Consider the following 16,795-nt stretch of genomic DNA (forward strand, 5'->3'; position numbering starts at 1 on the left):
TTTCTCCTTGCTCTCATGGTCACGATGCCAGCGCCTGTTGTTGGCGCAGCGTCAGCAGCGCGCGCTGGGCCAGCTCGGTAAAGTAATGCACCGCCGGTTCCAGCATCGCTTCATCCGGATCGAATCCGGCGTGATGCAGGCCAAATTCACTGGCGCTGCCGATGCTGACGAACGCGCCCGGCAGCTGCTGCAGGTAGAAGGCGAAGTCTTCGCCACCCATCTGCGGCGTGCCGACCTGTGTTTGATAGCCTTGCTCTGCGGCCAGATCCAGCGCGAAATCGGCCCATTGCGGGGTGTTAACCAGCGAAGGCGGACCTTCCTGCCACACCAGCTCCGCCTGTGCGCCAAATCCGGCGGCGATCCCGTTTATCAGCGCATCAATTTTCTGCGGGATTTGTGCGCGAATCGCCGCATTATGGGTGCGCACCGTGCCTTCCAGCTCCACCGTTTGTGGCAGCACGTTCCAGCTGTTGCCTGCGGTAAAGCGCGTCACGCTGACCACCACCGACTCCAGCGAACTGAACACGCGGCTCGGCAGCGTTTGCAGCGCGGTGACGATGTGGCTGCCAATCACGATGCTATCAATGCCTTCATGCGGACGCGCGGCGTGCGCACCTTTGCCGTTGATAGTGATCTGGAAACGATCGACGTTGGCATAATAGGCACCGCCGCGCGTCCGCAGCGTGCCGGTTGGCAGATCCGGCGCATTATGCAGGCCGAAAATCGCCTGCACCTCTTTCAGCGCGCCCGCCGCCAGCAGCTGTTTCGCGCCGGTAAAAATCTCTTCGGCTGGCTGGAACAGAATGCGCACGCGGCCAGGCAGCTGGGATTCGATGCGTTGCAACTGCTGTGCGACGCCCAGCATCACGCTGCTATGCAGATCGTGGCCGCAGGCGTGCATCACGCCCGGCTGTTGGGAGCGCCATACTTGATCGGTTTGCTCGTCGATGGGCAGGGCGTCGATGTCGGCACGCAGCGCAATCAGCGGTTCACCGTGACCGATTTCTGCCACGACACCGGTTTTCAAATCCAGCGGCAGCAGCTTGACGTTGAGTTCCTGCAACCAGCGGGTAAGGCGCTCGGTGGTGGCAAATTCCTGATCCGACAGTTCAGGATGCTGATGCAGCTCGCGTCGCCAGCGCACCAGCTGTTGATGGGAAAGATCCGTCATGGTCATCCTTGTGTGTGTTCAGGTAAGAAAGGTTCGCCGAGCGTCAGCATCAGGCGATTTGCCCAGGCAAAGAAGGCGGCGGATTGAATCAGGTCCAGCAGCTCCAGCGTGCTGAATCCCTGAGCGCGCAGCGCCTGCAGCTGTTTCAGGCTGGTGGCGGCAGGCGTAATCGATAAGGTAGCAACCAGATCGATCTGCGCCGCCCAGCGCGCCGATTGTCCGTGCGACAGCTCAGCGCCCGGCGCGACATTCAGCAGCTTCTGCACCGCCGGTTCATCTTTCGACAGCTGGCTGGCTTTGCGCGCATGCACCGAGGCGCAGTAGATGCAGCCGTTGACCTTGCTCACCACCGTGGCGGCGAGTTCTCGCTCGGCGCGCGAGAGTCCGCCTGCGGTGTAGAAGATGCCTTTATCGGTTAGCGTGCGCTGCTCAAGCAGCGGCTGATTGCGGCCCAGCAGGCGGAAGTAATCAGAGTCGCTATGGCCGAATTTCGCCAGCGTTGCCTGCTCTTCAGCGCTAAATTCATGCAGCGGTTTTGCTGCCAGCCACGGTTCCCAGCCGAGTTCCTGTTGGGTAAAGGCGGTGAGGGCGGTTTTCCCGCTGACGGTGAGCGGCGCATCGTGCCATTTACCGGCCACCGCATGCGGCTGCGACGCCGTCTCTTCACCGTTGAGCAAACGCAAACCCGCAAGCAAGCGGCTCTGGAAGCTGACAAAGGCAATCAGCTGCGCCAGCGTGACGATGCCACGTGGCGACCATCCGGCAGTTTGCAGCGTCTCGATGTGCTGCGGCGCAGCATCGACCGGATGCAGGCTCAGCAGTTCCGCAAACGCCAGACCCGCAGCGAAGCGTGCGTTGTTAGGCTGATCCGGCTGGCGGTAATGCGCTTCGAGACTCGACGCGCCATGCCAGGCCGCGACCTGCGCGGCGAGGGCGAAACGTTCTGCTAACGGCAAATCCTCATCATCCTGCGAAAACAGCACGTCGTAGCTGCCTTGCGTGTGCTGGGTGGCGGCGTGACGCTCGGCGCGGGCTTGCGCCAGTTCAGACGCGGGATCGATATCCGCCAGCGCGGCCAGTAAATCAAACGTTTGAGACATGAAATTCTCCTGTTAAGCGTGGCTTAGCGCACGCAGCGCGGGCGCAATATGCTCGGCAATCAATTCGATAGAACGCAGAATGTCGGCGTGTGGCGGATCAATGGAGTGCACCTGGAAGCTGATATCGGTGACGCGTTGCAGCGACGTATCGGCCAGCAGCGATTGCCGCACCGTGTCGGCATCGCCGAAGTGCGCATCCAGCTGACGCGCCTGTTCGTCCAGCGTGTTGCCAATCACGTGTCCCGATTCACGGAAATGCTGCGCCTGGCGCTTTAAGCCCGGCTCGGCAAGACGGCGCGCGTAGTCGTTGGAATCGGCCACAAAAGCGGTGCGCGATGCCAGAATGCGCGGCGCAATGCCTGCTGGTAAAGCCGCCAGATAGGCATCAATCATCGGGTTTTGTATCTGGTGGAGCGGCAAATCAGGCTGGCCCGCCGGACGCGGCTGGGTGCGCGACAGCATCAAACCGTGCCCGGCAAGGCCTGCGCGCGCCGCACCTTCCACCGAGAAGGTGGCGATCCACACGCGCTGCGCCAGCGTCGGCGCTGCGGGGTAAAGATGATTCTCCGGATGGCCCAGCGTATCGCCGCGCCAGGCGCTCAGCAGCTGATGCAGATGATCGGCAAACACGCTGGCGCGCTGGTCGATAGTGATACCGAACGGCAGAAACGAGGTCGCGGTGCCGCCCGAACCTAAACCGACTTCGAGCCGACCGTTGCTCAGCAAATCCAGCACCGCTGCATCTTCGGCGACGCGCAGCGCGTTCTCCATCGCCAGCGTGATGATGCCGGTGCCAAGCCGAATAGTGCGGGTGTGCGCCGCAACGTGGGCCAGAAACAGCAGCGGTGAAGGCAAGCCGCCTTCTTTCTCGTGAAAGTGGTGCTGAGCAATCCACGCGCTGTCAAAACCGGTGCGCTCGGCGTGCTGAATCTGTTCAGTTGCCAGGCGATAGCGCTGCTGTGCGGAAGTGTCATCCAGCAGGCGAGTGAAAAAACCAATGCGTTTGCGCGTCATGCAGACTCCTTAATCAGCGGACGGAAAGCGGGTATCGCGTCAATCAGCGATCGGGTATACGGATGCTGCGGCGCGCTAAATAGCGTGACAGTGTCACCTTGCTCCACCACTTCACCGGCGCGCAGCACGGTGACGCTGTGCGCAATGCGGCGCACGGTGGCGAGGTCGTGGGTGATAAACAGATAAGTAAGGCCGAGCTCGCGTTGCAGTTGTTGCAGCAGTTGCAGAATCTGCGCCTGCACCGTGACATCCAGCGCTGAGGTCGCTTCATCCAGCACCAGAATCGCCGGTTGCAGAATCAGGGCGCGGGCGATGGCTACGCGCTGACGCTGGCCGCCAGACAACTCGCGCGGTTTGCGCGTCAGCAGCTCCAGCGGTAACGCCACGCGCTGCGCCACGGCTGCGACGCGTTCACGGCGCTGCTCGCTGCTGAGTTTCTCAAAGTTACGCAGTGGCTCTTCAATGATGGCGAACAGCGTCTGGCGCGGATCCAGCGAGGCAAACGGGTTCTGATACACAAACTGAATCTTGCGGCGCAGCTGACGTTGCGCTTCGCCGCGCAGCGCGGTGGCATCGATGCCATCGATCACCACGCGGCCGCTATCGGCCTGCTCAAAGCCTAAAAGAATGCGCGCCAGCGTGGTTTTCCCCGAGCCGGATTCGCCGACCAGCGCGTGCGTGGTGCCGCGCGGCACCGTGACGCACACCTCTTTCGCCACCTGCAGCTGCTGCTGGCGACCGAGGGAAAACTGTTTATTGATGCCGGAGAGCTGAATCGCTGGCGACGAGAAGTTGGCCTGTGTCGGCACGGACAGCGCGCTGTCGCCCGGATCGGCGTCCTGCAACAGCTGCCGCGTGTAAGCATGCTTAGGCGCGTTGATCACCTGCGCCGCCGGGCCTTGTTCCTGAACTTCGCCATGACGAAATACCAGCAGGCGATCGGCGCGTTCTGCCGCCAGCGCCAAATCGTGCGTGACAAACAGCACCGCCGTACCGGATTCGCGTCGCAGCACATCCAGCAGATCGAGAATGCGTTTTTGCACCGTGACATCCAGCGCGCTGGTGGGTTCATCGGCAATGATAATCTGCGGACGCAGGGCAAGGGCGATAGCAATCAGCACGCGCTGTTTCATGCCGCCGGAAAGCTGATGCGGATACTGCGTCAGGCGCTGTTCCGGATGGCTCAGCCCCACTTTTTGCAGCAGCTCCAGTACGCGCTGCTGGCGTTCGGCTTTACTGATTTTCAGGTGCAGCTGCAGCATTTCACCGACCTGATCGCCAATGGTTTTCACCGGATTGAGCGAGTTGCCCGGATCCTGCGGCACTAAGCTGATGCTGACGCCGCGCAGGCTATCAAGACGTTTAGAAGACCAGCCGGCGATATCGGTGCCGTTCAGCACAATTTTGCCGCTGTCACGACGGCCATTTTCCGCCATCAAACCCATAATGGCCTGCGCGGTGGTGGTTTTGCCGGAGCCGGATTCACCGACCAGCGCCACCATTTCACCGGGCTGCAATTCAAAGCTGACGTTGTGAACCACCGCGCACCACTCGCCGCGCTGGCGATAGCTGAGGGTTAAATTTTCAATGGCTAATAACGCGCTCATGCGTCACCTCCGGCCAGTTGACGACTGATGCGGTTGGCGGCCAGCACCACGGCGACCACCACAATGCCGGGGAAGGTGGTGAGCCACCACGCAGTCGCCAGATAGTTACGTCCTTCGGCGATCAATAATCCCCATTCGGGCGTCGGCGGCGGCGTGCCGTAGCCGAGGAAGCTGAGCGTGGATAACGCCAGAATCGCCTGGCCAAACTGCAAGGCGGCGAAGGCGATCACCGCCGTCAGCGAGTTGGGTAAAATATGACGCCACAACACGCGCCAGAAACTGCCGCCGCTGCCGTACGCCGCTTCGACGAACTCGCTGCGGCGTACGCGGACCACTTCGCCACGCGCCAGGCGGGCAAAGCTGGCAATCGAGGCGATGCCCACCGCCAGCGCGGCGTGCACGGTGCCAAAACCCAGCAGAATCAGAATGCTGAGCGACAGCAGCAGCGAAGGAATCGACAGCAGCACATCCACTAAGCGCATCAGCCAGTTCTCAGTGCGACCGCCCATCGCGCCCGCCAGCACGCCGAGTGTGGTGCCGCCAATCAGCCCCATCGCCACCGCTGCGACCGCCGCCGACAGCGACTGTGACGCACCATAAATAATGCGCGCGTAGAGATCGCGGCCCAGCTGATCGGTGCCGAGCCAGTAAGCGGCCTGCGGCGGCAGACGTTGCGCGCCAGGCACGCCTTCCGTTGGGCTGAAATGGGTAAACAGACCCGGCGCAAATGCCGCCAGCAGCGCCAACAGCATCACGCCCCACGCCAGCCACAAACCTGGCTGGATGTTGAGCACGCGGGACGCACGTGCGTTGCCGTTGCTTTGACGCGCAGTTGAGTAATCGACCAGACTCATCGGTTGCCTCCGGCAATGGATTGCAGACGCGGATCGAACAGCGGCATCAGCGCATCGACCAGCAGGTTAATCAGCACAAACGCCAGCGCCGAGATCATCACCACCGCCTGTAACACCGCGACGTCCTGATTATTCACCGCCTGCTGCGTCAGCTGACCGACGCCGCTCAGGCCAAACACGGTTTCGGTAATCAGCGCACCGGCGATCAGTTCCCCGAGCAGCAAACCGGCAACGTTCAGCACCGGCAGCAGCGCATTGCGCATCACGTGATGCCACAGCACATGGCTTTCGCTGGCGCCTTTAGCGCGCGCGACCGCCACGAACGGCTGGGTAGAAACCTGATCGATGCTGCGTAATAGAATCTGCGCCAGCGGCGCGGAGATCGGGATCGCCACGGTAATCACCGGCAGAATCAAACCCTGTAGCGGCGACGGATTGATCACCGGGATCCAGCGCAGCTGGAAGGAGAACAGCTGAATCAGCGCGATGCCGAGCCAGAAGGTCGGCAGCGAGATAAACAGCGCCGGTACCGATTGCAGCACCGAACGCAGGAAGCGCAGCGCTGGCAAGCGCGATAACGCCGCCAGCGCGAACGCGATAAGGGTTGCCAGCACAAAACCGAGCAGCGCCAGTTGCAGTGTGGCGGGCAGGTTGCTGATCAGCTGTTCGCTGACCGGCACGCCCGCCTGCACCGAGTAACCAAAATCGCCGCGCACCATCGCCAGCAGCGTGTGCACGTACTGCTGCCAGAGCGGATTATCCGCGCCGTAAGCCAGTCGCATTTCGGCGATTTGATCCGGGCTAAGGCCCAGATCCGGGTTCTGAAACTTGATCAGCACCGCATCGCCGGGCAGCACCTGCAGCAGAAAGAACGACAGGGTAAACGCGGCCCACAGCACCAAAACGCTTTGACCCACTCTTCGCAGCAGTGAACGTTGCATCATCAACCTGCCTTAGTGTTTTTCCAGCCACGCGCCGTAGAACGACGGACGACCGACGGCTTCAAAATTCACGCCTTTCAGCCACGGCGCACCGGCAAACACCTGCGGTTCTTCAAAAATCGGAATCACATAGGCCTGATCGAGCAGATAGCGCTGCGCCTCGCCGGTCACCGCCAGGCGTTTTGCCGGATCGACTTCCGAGGAGATCCCCAGCAACAGCGTGTTCAGTTTGTCGTCGCGGAAGTTCTGCACCTTGTCGCTGGAGCCGCCTTTTTGCAGCAGCGCATCACGGTTAGTCGGATAGAACTGGCTCTTCACCACGTCAGGATCGGCGCGTCCCACTTCGGACACCACCAGCGGGGTTTTCAGCGGATCGAGGTTATCCAGCACGCGGCTGCCGGCATCACCGGCTTTCACCGCCAGCGCGACGCCAACCTGACGCCACTGCTGTGCCACCAGCTGTAGCACCTCTTTGTTCTGCGGCTGCGGCAGCGATTCATAAATGGTCAGCGCCAGTTTCTTGCCATCCTTTTCGCGGATGCCGTCGCTGCCCGGTTTCCAGCCCGCTTCATCCAGCAGCTTTTTCGATAACGCCGGATCGAATTTCAGCTTGTCGGCCAGATTGACGTAACCGGCCGCCGAGGTGGCGATCACCGAGGTGGCCTGCGGATAGTTCGGTGAGAACAGGGTTTGCACCACTTGCTGCGCGTTGGTGGCGTGCAGCAGCGCCTGACGCACTTTCACATCGCTGACCAGCGGGTTATCCGGGCGGAAGCTGATGCTGTCGTTAACGCCACGCGTGGGTGCAGCGTAAATCGGGAAGTTTTGCTGCTGCGCCTGCTTCTCGTCGTAGGCTTGCACCTGACGAATAAAGTCGGCCTGACCGGCCAGCAGCGCGCCAATACGCACGCTGTCTTCCGGCGTGACGATGAATTTAATGCCGTCGAGATTGGCGGGACCTTGCTGGGCGAGGTTTTTCGGGCCCCATTGATAATCTTTGCGCGCGGTTAAATCGACCTCGCGGCCGAGTTTCTCATCGCTGACCACAAATGGACCGGAACCAATAATATGACGCGCATCGCCGAGTTGGTCGAAGCTACGCTGCAGCGTACTGAGGGAAACCAGGCCTGAACCGATGGTAGCGGTGCCCTGTAAAAAACCGGGAGATGGCTTTTTGAAATAGAATTTCACCGTCTGAGGATCAATAACTTCACTGCGGTCGTAATTATTGATCACTTCGGAAACCGGCAGGCGCTGGGCTTTATTTCCCAGACCGTAAGTATCAAAGTTTTTGGCTACCGCTTTAGCATCTAAGGGCGTGCCATCAGAGAAGGTGACGCCGGGACGAATTTTAAAGGTATATTCGGTTTTATCGGCGTTACTGCTCCAGCTTTCGGCAATCCACGGTTCCACTTTTAAGGTTTCAGGATTCTGCCACGTCAGCTTATCGGTAATTTGATTCAGAATACCGCCATTGGGATAAAAGCCACCGGCGGGTGGATAAAGGTTGGTATGTGCCTGTTGTTCGAGGTAAACCAGCGTGCCGCCTTTGACGGGCGTGTCTGCCGCGTGGGCGCTAAAAATCCCTGATAGCAGGGCCAAACTCAACGCCTGCAAGTGAAAATGCTTAGTCATGGTGTTTCCCTTTTTAATCAATAGCCCGACGGGCGGTTTTCATCATTGAATGCCGCACACGGGAGTTGAACCAAGGAATTGCACTAAGCTTTGCCGAAAAAAATAAATAGAGAAGATCACAGATTTCTGTAGCGGCGTGATTCATCGCGCGTCTTTTAATTCTGCACGGCAATATCACGCGCAATAAATTGCGCCGCTACGTGGTGGTTAACATTGGTCGGTTACATCACGCCCATCAAACGCGGTAGCCACAACGATATCGCCGGAATATAGGTAATCAACATCAGCACAATAAACAACACGCCATAGAAAGGCAGCATGGCGGTGACCACTTGCTCAATCTTTTGCTTACTCACTGCGCTGGCGACAAATAATACCGTGCCGACCGGTGGCGTAATTAATCCGATGCCTAAGTTGGTTAGCATTATCATGCCGAAATGCACCGGATCGACGCCGAGTGCGGTGGCTACCGGTAATAGTACCGGCGTCAGAATCAGGATCAGCGGTGCCATATCCATTAGCGTCCCCACCACCAGTAGCAGCAGATTAATGCACATCAAAATCACATACTTGTTGCTGGAAAATTGGGTAAAGGCTTCGGTGATAATGGTGGGTAATTGCATAAAGGTCATTACCGCACCGAAACCGGCGGCGAAGGCGATCAACACCATCACAATGGTGACCGTTTTGATGGTACGAAACACCAGGATATGCAATTGCGTCCATTTGAAATCACGGTAAATAAACATGGTGACAAAGAACGCCCAGATGCAGGCAATGGCTGCCGATTCCGAGGCGGTGAAAACGCCGGACAGAATTCCGCCGAGAATGATGAAAATGGTGAACAATCCCCAAAACGCATCGAAGAAGATTTTCAACGCCTGCTTGTAAGGGATGCGCTCACCTTTGGGATAGCCGCGTTTACGCGCAAATCCCAGGCACATTACCATTAAGCAAAAACCCAGTAACAGACCAGGAATGATGCCGGCGACAAACAGCGATGAGATGGTGACAACACCGCCGGTGGCGAGCGAATAAATCACCGAGTTGTGGCTGGGCGGGGTTAACACCGCTTGTACCGAGCCGCTGGCCGTTACCGCCGCAGCGAAATCACGCGGATAGCCTTTCTCCTCCATCTGCGGAATCATCACGGAACCAATCGAGGCGGTATCCGCCACCGAAGAACCCGAAATTGCACCAAAAAAGGTTGAGGCGACGATATTCACCAGCGACAAACCGCCGCGAATAAAACCAACGAAAATATAGGCAAAGTTGACCAGTCGTCGGGCAATGCCGCCTTCCGCCATAATCGCGCCAGCCAAAATAAAGAAGGGAATGGTCAGCAGCGAAAACTTATTGATGCCGTTGGTAATCTGAATCACCACCGCTTCCAGCGGTAAGTCTATCCACCATGCGCCAATAAACGCGCTCAATCCAACGGCGAATGCCACCGGGAAACCCACCAGCAGTAATACCACCAAACTGCCTATCAAAATCAGTGCGTCCATTTTCTTCTCCGCTTAGTGGGTGCCGCCAAGAGTCACGATGGCGCGTTGGCTTTGATCGCCATTAACCAATCTTTCAATGACAAACAGCAGGGTGAAAATCGCGCCGATTGGGATCGGCAGATACATTTCGCCGTAGGTCACCACCGGTAGTGAGGCCAGCGTTTGCACCCACATCGCTTCGCACAGGTTGTAACTGGCGCGGAAAATCACCAGACAGGTGATGATCATCAGCGCGTCAGACAACTTGAGCAGCCAGCGCTGATTCACCGGCGAGAGCCGGTCGGTCATCATCGAGACGCAAATATGCGTACCGGCGCGGAACCCGACTGGCGCACCAATAAAGGTAAAGATGACCATGCAAATGATGGCGACCGGTTCTGGCCAGGATAACGCGTCGTTCAGCACATAGCGGGTGAAAATCCCGATGGGAATCACCGTCACCATGATCAACAAGGCAACAGCGGCGATCGCCATGCACAGCAAATAAAGCCCATCCATCAGACGAGAGTATGCAGTCATAATGTTTACCTGATTAAAACGCCACGCAGGCACGTGGCGTGGGGAGGATTACTTCACATCAGCAATTTGTTTCATCAAATCCTGATATTTGCCGCCAAACTGATCGCGCACTGGCTGGGTGGCTTTCATGAAGGTTTCACGATCGGTTTCCTGGAAGGTCACGCCACCGGCTTTCATCTTCTCAATGGATTGTTGAGTGTAAGTTGCCCAGAGCTGACGCTCTTCCTCCTGTGCCTCTTTGCCTAATTTCTTCAGCAACGCCTGGTCGTCAGCCGAGAGGCGATTCCACAACGGTTTAGAGTAGAGAATCATTTCAGGCTGAATGAAGTGACCGGTGAGGGTGTAGTACTTAGCGACGGGCATATAGTTGTGGGCAACAAAGGTTGGCGGGTTGTTTTCAGTGCCATCCACCACGCCGGTTTGCATGGCGCTAAACACTTCGCTCACGCCCATTGCCACCGGGTTTGCGCCCATGGCTTTTAAGGTCGCCAACGAAATCGCACTGTTTTGCACGCGGATTTTCATACCTTTAAGATCGTCGGGTTTGGCGATTGGCTTTTTAGTGATCATGTTGCGCACACCGGCGTCGGTCCAGCCGAGGAATATCATGCGGGCGTTAGGATCGTTATCGAATTTCTCGACGATATTTTTCCCGATATCACCATCAAGCACCTTGTGCATATGATCCTCATCGCGAAAAACATACGGCAAGGTTAATACGCTGGTTTCTGGCGCGATGGTGGTGACCGGTGCCAGCGAAACACGGATCATGTCAATGGCGCCCAGTTGCACCTGCTGCAGCGTTTGGTCTTCATCGCCTAGTACGCCACCGGCGTAAACCTTCATTTCTAATCGGCCATCAGTGGCTTTTTTTAGCTTCTCGCCCATGTGTTCAAGCGCCACCACGGTGGGATAACCCGCCGGTTGAACTTCGGCCACTTTAATGACCTTGGCGGAAGCCACTGCCGGGCAAAACGCTGCTGCAGAGGATAACGAAACGACCAGAAGTAATTTTTTAAACGTCATGCTTTTTCTCCAGCTAAGGGGAGGCAGGAAGGTGCGGCGCATTAATTTGTCGAAGGATGCCGCGTGGTGTCAGCATAGAGAAAATAGTGGCTGGAAAAATAAGGGAATGGCGATTGGATGAATTGCGTCACATTTTGAAACGATGTTTTAATAATTTTATATTGAGTGTCACATTTTCAAAACATCACCACAACAATCCATATCCTGTGGGGATAATTGTGTGTTTTCAAAGGAGTTTAAACCACATGGTCCAATCTATCTCCCTGATATGCATAAAGTAAATATAGATACGACAATATCATGTTTTACGAATCCGCCTTCTCCGCCACAAACTACTCGCCATATTCATGACGAAAAGGATAAGGCGCATGTCATACCGACTGAGTTTGCTGGATAAATCGCCGATTGCCGACGGAGAGACAGCCAGCCACGCGCTTCACCGCACGTTACAGCTGGCGCAGCAGGCGGAAGCCTGGGGCTATCACCGTTTCTGGTTAGCGGAACACCACAATACCGATCGCCTGGCGAGTCCGTCGCCGGAACTGCTGATCGCCTGGATCATCGGCCAGACGCAACATATTCGCGTCGGCTCCGGCGGCGTGATGCTGCAACACTACAGCCCGTACAAAGTGGCGGAAAACTTCAACTTGCTGGCGTCCTTAGCGCCGGGCCGCATTGACGTTGGGGTCGGCAAAGCGCCAGGCGGCTTGCCACTCTCAACGCGTGCGTTGCAGCTCGGCGTGCATCTGCAGGAGAAAGGCAGCTTCGCCGAGCAATTGACGCTGCTGGATAGCTGGTTGCAAGTGCCGCCAGTGGGCGATGAAGAGATTCTGCGCGCCACGCCGCAGCCGCCGCGTCCGGCCAATCGCTTCCTGCTGGGTGCCAGCGAAGAGAGCGCTAAACTGGCGGCAGAACTCGGCTGGCAGCTGGTTTTTGCGGCGCATCACAACGGCGATCCGCAACTGATGGAAAAAGTCCTCAACAGCTATCGCCAACACAGCAACGGCCAGCGCGCGCTGGTGGCGGTGCAAGTGGTGGTGGCGGATTCGCCGGCGGAAGCCGATCTGCTGGTGGATAACCTGCGCGTTTACCACGTCAGCGTGAAAGATGGCCCCAGCGTTAACGTCGGCAGCGTCGAGCAGGCCGAACGCTACGTGCGTCAGGGCGGTTATACCGATTACGTGATTGAACCGCGCACGCCATCGCTGCTGAAAGGCACCGCCGCGCAGGTGCATGCCAAGCTGGATGCGCTGCATCAGAATTTCGGCATTGAAGAGTTCGTGATTGATACGCCGGTGGCTGAAGAGCAGGCGCGCGTGAAATCACTCGAACTGTTGGCCACTCACCGTTTAGTCACCGCATGATTCGCTGCTTCCGGAGGCAGGTATGACGCAATTTAGCGAACATCAGCTGATTGACTGGCGACGTGAGCTGCACAGCTGGCCGGAGTTATCCGGCCGTGAAGTCGAAACCACCGCGCGCCTGCGCCGTTGGTTACAGGACGCCGGTTTGCGTCTGCTGGATTATCCGCTGGAAACCGGCGTGATCGTGGAAGTGGGGCACGGCGACACGTTGATTGCGCTGCGCGCCGATATCGATGCGCTACCGATTCACGAAGCCACCGGACTCACTTACCGTTCGCGCAACAGCGGCGTAATGCATGCCTGCGGCCACGATGTTCACAGCGCGGTGATGCTGGGCGCGGCCTTGCAGCTGAAAGCCGTTGAAGATCACTTGCCGGGCCGCATCCGTATTCTGTTCCAACCGGCGGAAGAGAACGCCACCGGCGCACGCCAGTTGATCAATGCGGGCGTGCTGGACGGGGTGCAGGCGATTTTCGGCATGCACAATGAACCCGGTTTGCCGACCGGCACCTTCGCCACACGCGGCGGCGCGTTTTACGCCAATGCGGATAAATTTATCGTGCGCGTTTCCGGCAAAGGCGCGCATGCCGCGCATCCGGAAGAGGGCGTGGACAGCATTGTGGTCGCCAGCCAGATTATTCAGGCGCTGCAATCGCTCACCAGCCGCAGCTTCAATACGCTGGACAGCTTAGTGCTCAGCGTGACGCGTATCGACGCTGGCAAAACCTGGAACGTACTGCCCGGCGAGGCCGAATTTGGCGGCACGGTGCGCACCCACGACAAACAGGTGCGCGCGGAGCTGGAGCAGCGCGCCCGCACGCTGGTGGAGAATATCGCCGCCGCCAACGGTGCCAGCGCCACCTTCAGCTGGCATCCGGGTCCGCCGGTGCTGGAGAACGATGCGCGCTGGGCGCAGTTTGCCAGCAACGTGGCGCAGCAGGCGGGCTACCGCGTGCAGACCGCTGAGTTACATCTCGGCGGCGAAGATTTTGCCTACTACTTACAGCAGATCCCCGGGGCGTTTGTCAGCATTGGCAGCGCGAGCGAATTTGGCCTGCATCATGGCGGCTTCAATCCTGATGAAGCGCTGATTGCCCCCGCTGCACACTACTTTACGCAACTGGCTCAGCAAGCGTTGCAGCACCTCAACGCGCGATGTCGTGACGCCATTCTGAACTAACGCGATTCACCCGTTTAATTCCGGTTCTGCACGGCGACAGGCATGTCGCCGTCAGGCTGCGCCTTGGCAAAAGAGAGAACATTATGACTGCAAGACAACTGCGATTGGGCACCATTCTGCATGGCGCGTCCGGCAATATGTCCGCGTGGCGTCATCCGGCGGCGCTGGCCGATGCCAGCATCAATTTTGATTACGCCAAACACATTGCGCGCAAGGCGGAAGCGGGCAAGCTGGATTTCCTGTTTGTTGCCGATGGCCTGTTTATTAACGAAAAATCGATTCCCCACTTCCTCAATCGCTTCGAGCCGCTGACCTTGCTGTCGGCGCTGGCGGGCGTTACTGAGCATCTTGGTTTGGTCGGCACGGTTTCCACCTCATACAGCGAGCCGTTCACCGTGGCGCGGCAGTTTGCCAGCCTCGATCATCTGAGCGGCGGTCGTGCGGGCTGGAACGTGGTGACCTCGCCGCTGGAAGGTTCGGCGAAGAACTTCTCGCGCCAGCAGCATCCGGAACACGCGCTGCGCTACCGCATCGCTGATGAGTATCTGCAAGTGGTGAAAGGGCTGTGGGATTCGTGGGAAGGCGACGCTTTCGTGCGTAATAAAGAGAGCGGCCAGTTCTTTGATCCTGAGAAGCTGCACACGCTGAATCACCACGGCGATTTCTTCCAGGTGCAAGGGCCGCTGAATATCGAACGTACGCCGCAAGGACGTCCGGTGGTGTTCCAGGCGGGCGCATCGGAAGATGGCCGCAAGCTGGCCGCTAAACACGCCGATGCCATCTTTACCCATCAGCCGACGCGCGAAGAGGCGCAGGCGTTCTACCGCGATGTGAAAAAACAGCTGGTGGCGAATGGCCGCGAACCGGGCGATCTGCACATTTTCCAGGGCGTTGGCGTGATTGTTGGCGACAGTGCGGAAGATGTGGAGCAGCAGTATCAAACCACCGCCGCGCTGGTTTCCATCAAAGATGCGCTCAACTATCTCGGTCGCTTCTTCGATCATCACGACTTCTCACAATATCCGCTGGATGAGCCGTTCCCGGAACTCGGCGATATCGGGCAAAACAGCTTCCGCAGCACCACCGACGAAATCAAACGTAAGGCGCGCGAGCATGGCCACACGCTGCGCCAGGCGGCGCTGGAAGCCGCAACGCCGCGTCCGCTGTTCCATGGCACGCCAGAGCAGGTGGCTGACGGTTTGCAGCTGTGGTTTGAGAGCGAAGCGACCGATGGCTTCATCATTCAGGGCGGCACGCCAGATACCTTCGAACGCTTTGTCGATCGCGTGGTACCGATTCTGCAAGCGCGCGGTTTAACCCGCAGCGAATACCCCGGAACCACGCTGCGCGCCAGCTTTGGTCTGAAAGATCCGGTTAACCAATACACACAAAAATAAAACACGAGAATAAACGCTATGCAGAAAAAATCTCTTATTGCGCTGTTGTTGCTGGGCATGAGCAGCGCCGTATTCGCCGAAGATGTGGCGGTTAACGGTCAGAACATCAGTGTTGAAGCCAACAAAACGCCGATCAATACCGCGAAAAATGACGCCGCAGTGGCGCAGATCCCGGCTGGACATCGCTTTGCCGTGCCGGGTTCGTTCACCGTAGCGGTCGCCGCGCTGAATTCGCCGCCATTAACTGTATTCAGTGATGACAACAAAACCCTGCTCGGCAGCGAAGTGGATATCGCCCGCTTAGTCGCCGACAGCCTGGGTCTGAAACTCAACGTGGTGCCAACGTCATGGGAAGACTGGCCGCTGGGCGTGGCATCGGGCAAATACGATGCGGCGATCAGTAACGTAACCGTCACCAAAGAGCGCAAAGAGCGCTTCGATTTCGCCACCTATCGCAAAGATTCACTCGGTTTTTACGTCAAATCCAGCAGTCCAATTAAGTCGCTGACCAAAGCCGAAGATATTGCCGGACTGCGTATTATCGTCGGCTCTGGCACCAATCAGGAATCGATCCTGCTGGCCTGGGATAAAGAGAATCAGGCCAAAGGGTTGAAGCCGTTTACGCCGGTGTATACCAAAGACGATGCGGCCCAAACGCTGGCGCTGCAGTCAGGCCGCGCCGATGCCTACTTTGGTCCGAACGTAATTGGCGCCTGGAAAGCGGCGCTGACCAAGCAGACGCGTTTGGTTGGCAGCGTCGATGGCGGCTGGCCGAAAGCGGCGCACATCGCGGTAACGGTGAAGAAAGATGGCGGTTTAGTGCAGCCGATCAACACCGCGCTGAATGGCGTGATCAAGAACGGCGATTACGACAAGGTGCTGAAGCGCTGGGGTGAAGGCGTTGAGCGTATCGACAGTTCAGAGATCAATCCGGCCGGATTGGGCGATTAAGGAGGCCGCATGAGCGAGCAACTGTTCCGCGAAGTATCACCGGAAGCGCCTGAGCTGCAACCGATTTTGACCGGACTGTTTGGTGAATATACCGCGCGCTACGGCGCGTTCTTCACCAGCCAAAAAGAGGTGGAGCTGACCGAATGGTATTTACCGCCGCGCGGGCTGTTTATCGTGCTGGAGCGTGACGGCGAGATCATCGCGATGGGCGCGTATAAACCCTACGACGAGGTGACCGCTGAGTTTAAACGCATCTGGACGCGCAGCGATCTGCGTCGTCAGGGATTGGCACTGCTAATCCTGCAGGAACTGGAGCGCCGTGCGCTGCGTGCGGGCTATCAGCGCGTGTTTCTCACCACCGGTTTCCGCCAGCCAGAAGCGGTGAAGTTGTATATCGGCCACGGTTATCAGCCGCAGTTTGAGCTGCTGGAGGATATGGAAGTCTACAGCCAGCCGCCACACGATGGACGCTTGCGCTTCCTGAAAGTGATTGATGTACATAGCGTGGCGCAGGCCAGCTAAGGAGTT

The 16,795-nt window shown here is 58.1% G+C and carries 15 protein-coding genes; 5 read left to right on the plus strand and 10 right to left on the minus strand.

Annotated elements, in window-relative coordinates; all coding sequences use genetic code 11:
* Positions 1-19: 19 nt before the first annotated feature.
* The 10 genes from P6287_RS20985 to P6287_RS21030 form a co-directional block, all read right to left on the minus strand.
* The gene (locus P6287_RS20985) at positions 20-1,171 is read right to left on the minus strand and encodes an amidohydrolase (RefSeq protein ID WP_277975302.1); all 1,152 of its coding nucleotides are present in this window, start codon (positions 1,169-1,171) and stop codon (positions 20-22) included.
* A gap of 2 nt (positions 1,172-1,173) precedes the next feature.
* Positions 1,174-2,271, minus strand: coding sequence for an alkylhydroperoxidase domain protein (locus tag P6287_RS20990; protein ID WP_277975303.1), 1,098 nt, complete (start codon positions 2,269-2,271; stop codon positions 1,174-1,176).
* Between the two features lie 12 nt (positions 2,272-2,283).
* Positions 2,284-3,285 (minus strand): putative FMN-dependent luciferase-like monooxygenase, encoded by a 1,002-nt coding sequence (locus P6287_RS20995; protein ID WP_277975304.1) that lies wholly within the window; start codon positions 3,283-3,285, stop codon positions 2,284-2,286.
* Complete coding sequence (locus tag P6287_RS21000) at positions 3,282-4,892, minus strand: ABC transporter ATP-binding protein (RefSeq protein WP_277975305.1); 1,611 nt, start codon at positions 4,890-4,892, stop codon at positions 3,282-3,284. Before P6287_RS21000 ends, P6287_RS20995 begins: the two co-directional genes overlap by 4 nt.
* A complete protein-coding gene (locus P6287_RS21005; RefSeq protein WP_101761392.1) occupies positions 4,889-5,746 on the minus strand; it encodes an ABC transporter permease in 858 nt (285 codons plus the stop codon). Before P6287_RS21005 ends, P6287_RS21000 begins: the two co-directional genes overlap by 4 nt.
* Positions 5,743-6,687, minus strand: a complete 945-nt coding sequence (locus P6287_RS21010; RefSeq protein ID WP_217548529.1) for an ABC transporter permease — start codon at positions 6,685-6,687, stop codon at positions 5,743-5,745. Before P6287_RS21010 ends, P6287_RS21005 begins: the two co-directional genes overlap by 4 nt.
* 12 nt (positions 6,688-6,699) lie before the next feature.
* Entirely contained in the window at positions 6,700-8,322 is a 1,623-nt protein-coding gene (locus P6287_RS21015) for a TIGR04028 family ABC transporter substrate-binding protein (protein ID WP_110868460.1), read from the minus strand.
* A 221-nt stretch (positions 8,323-8,543) separates the two neighbouring features.
* A complete protein-coding gene (locus P6287_RS21020) occupies positions 8,544-9,830 on the minus strand; it encodes a TRAP transporter large permease (protein WP_277975306.1) in 1,287 nt (428 codons plus the stop codon).
* A 12-nt stretch (positions 9,831-9,842) separates the two neighbouring features.
* Positions 9,843-10,349, minus strand: coding sequence for a TRAP transporter small permease (locus P6287_RS21025; protein WP_137386973.1), 507 nt, complete (start codon positions 10,347-10,349; stop codon positions 9,843-9,845).
* A 48-nt stretch (positions 10,350-10,397) separates the two neighbouring features.
* Positions 10,398-11,375, minus strand: coding sequence for a TRAP transporter substrate-binding protein (locus P6287_RS21030; protein WP_137386972.1), 978 nt, complete (start codon positions 11,373-11,375; stop codon positions 10,398-10,400).
* Between the two features lie 368 nt (positions 11,376-11,743).
* Between P6287_RS21030 and P6287_RS21035 the strand changes: the two genes are divergently transcribed.
* The 5 genes from P6287_RS21035 (at position 11,744) to P6287_RS21055 (ending at position 16,789) form a co-directional block, all read left to right on the plus strand.
* Complete coding sequence (locus P6287_RS21035; protein WP_137386971.1) at positions 11,744-12,739, plus strand: MsnO8 family LLM class oxidoreductase; 996 nt, start codon at positions 11,744-11,746, stop codon at positions 12,737-12,739.
* A gap of 22 nt (positions 12,740-12,761) precedes the next feature.
* Positions 12,762-13,919 carry an amidohydrolase gene (locus P6287_RS21040; RefSeq protein ID WP_277975307.1) on the plus strand — a complete coding sequence of 386 codons (1,158 nt, stop codon included), beginning with the start codon at positions 12,762-12,764 and terminating at the stop codon, positions 13,917-13,919.
* 83 nt (positions 13,920-14,002) lie between these two features.
* Positions 14,003-15,316, plus strand: a complete 1,314-nt coding sequence (locus P6287_RS21045) for an LLM class flavin-dependent oxidoreductase (RefSeq protein ID WP_110868465.1) — start codon at positions 14,003-14,005, stop codon at positions 15,314-15,316.
* A gap of 18 nt (positions 15,317-15,334) precedes the next feature.
* Complete coding sequence (locus tag P6287_RS21050; RefSeq protein WP_101761401.1) at positions 15,335-16,267, plus strand: ABC transporter substrate-binding protein; 933 nt, start codon at positions 15,335-15,337, stop codon at positions 16,265-16,267.
* A 9-nt stretch (positions 16,268-16,276) separates the two neighbouring features.
* A complete protein-coding gene (locus P6287_RS21055) occupies positions 16,277-16,789 on the plus strand; it encodes a GNAT family N-acetyltransferase (protein WP_101761402.1) in 513 nt (170 codons plus the stop codon).
* Positions 16,790-16,795: the final 6 nt, after the last annotated feature.

This window comes from Pantoea sp. X85 (genome assembly GCF_029623675.1).
GTDB classification, from domain to species: Bacteria; Pseudomonadota; Gammaproteobacteria; order Enterobacterales; family Enterobacteriaceae; genus Pantoea; species Pantoea leporis.

Coding starts and splice junctions, on each gene's coding strand:
- P6287_RS20985 (WP_277975302.1), bottom strand. CDS start 1,171: ATGACGGATCTTTCCCATCAACAGCTGGTGCGCTGGCGACGCGAGCTG.
- P6287_RS20990 (WP_277975303.1), bottom strand. CDS start 2,271: ATGTCTCAAACGTTTGATTTACTGGCCGCGCTGGCGGATATCGATCCC.
- P6287_RS20995 (WP_277975304.1), bottom strand. CDS start 3,285: ATGACGCGCAAACGCATTGGTTTTTTCACTCGCCTGCTGGATGACACT.
- P6287_RS21000 (WP_277975305.1), bottom strand. CDS start 4,892: ATGAGCGCGTTATTAGCCATTGAAAATTTAACCCTCAGCTATCGCCAG.
- P6287_RS21005 (WP_101761392.1), bottom strand. CDS start 5,746: ATGAGTCTGGTCGATTACTCAACTGCGCGTCAAAGCAACGGCAACGCA.
- P6287_RS21010 (WP_217548529.1), bottom strand. CDS start 6,687: ATGCAACGTTCACTGCTGCGAAGAGTGGGTCAAAGCGTTTTGGTGCTG.
- P6287_RS21015 (WP_110868460.1), bottom strand. CDS start 8,322: ATGACTAAGCATTTTCACTTGCAGGCGTTGAGTTTGGCCCTGCTATCA.
- P6287_RS21020 (WP_277975306.1), bottom strand. CDS start 9,830: ATGGACGCACTGATTTTGATAGGCAGTTTGGTGGTATTACTGCTGGTG.
- P6287_RS21025 (WP_137386973.1), bottom strand. CDS start 10,349: ATGACTGCATACTCTCGTCTGATGGATGGGCTTTATTTGCTGTGCATG.
- P6287_RS21030 (WP_137386972.1), bottom strand. CDS start 11,375: ATGACGTTTAAAAAATTACTTCTGGTCGTTTCGTTATCCTCTGCAGCA.
- P6287_RS21035 (WP_137386971.1), top strand. CDS start 11,744: ATGTCATACCGACTGAGTTTGCTGGATAAATCGCCGATTGCCGACGGA.
- P6287_RS21040 (WP_277975307.1), top strand. CDS start 12,762: ATGACGCAATTTAGCGAACATCAGCTGATTGACTGGCGACGTGAGCTG.
- P6287_RS21045 (WP_110868465.1), top strand. CDS start 14,003: ATGACTGCAAGACAACTGCGATTGGGCACCATTCTGCATGGCGCGTCC.
- P6287_RS21050 (WP_101761401.1), top strand. CDS start 15,335: ATGCAGAAAAAATCTCTTATTGCGCTGTTGTTGCTGGGCATGAGCAGC.
- P6287_RS21055 (WP_101761402.1), top strand. CDS start 16,277: ATGAGCGAGCAACTGTTCCGCGAAGTATCACCGGAAGCGCCTGAGCTG.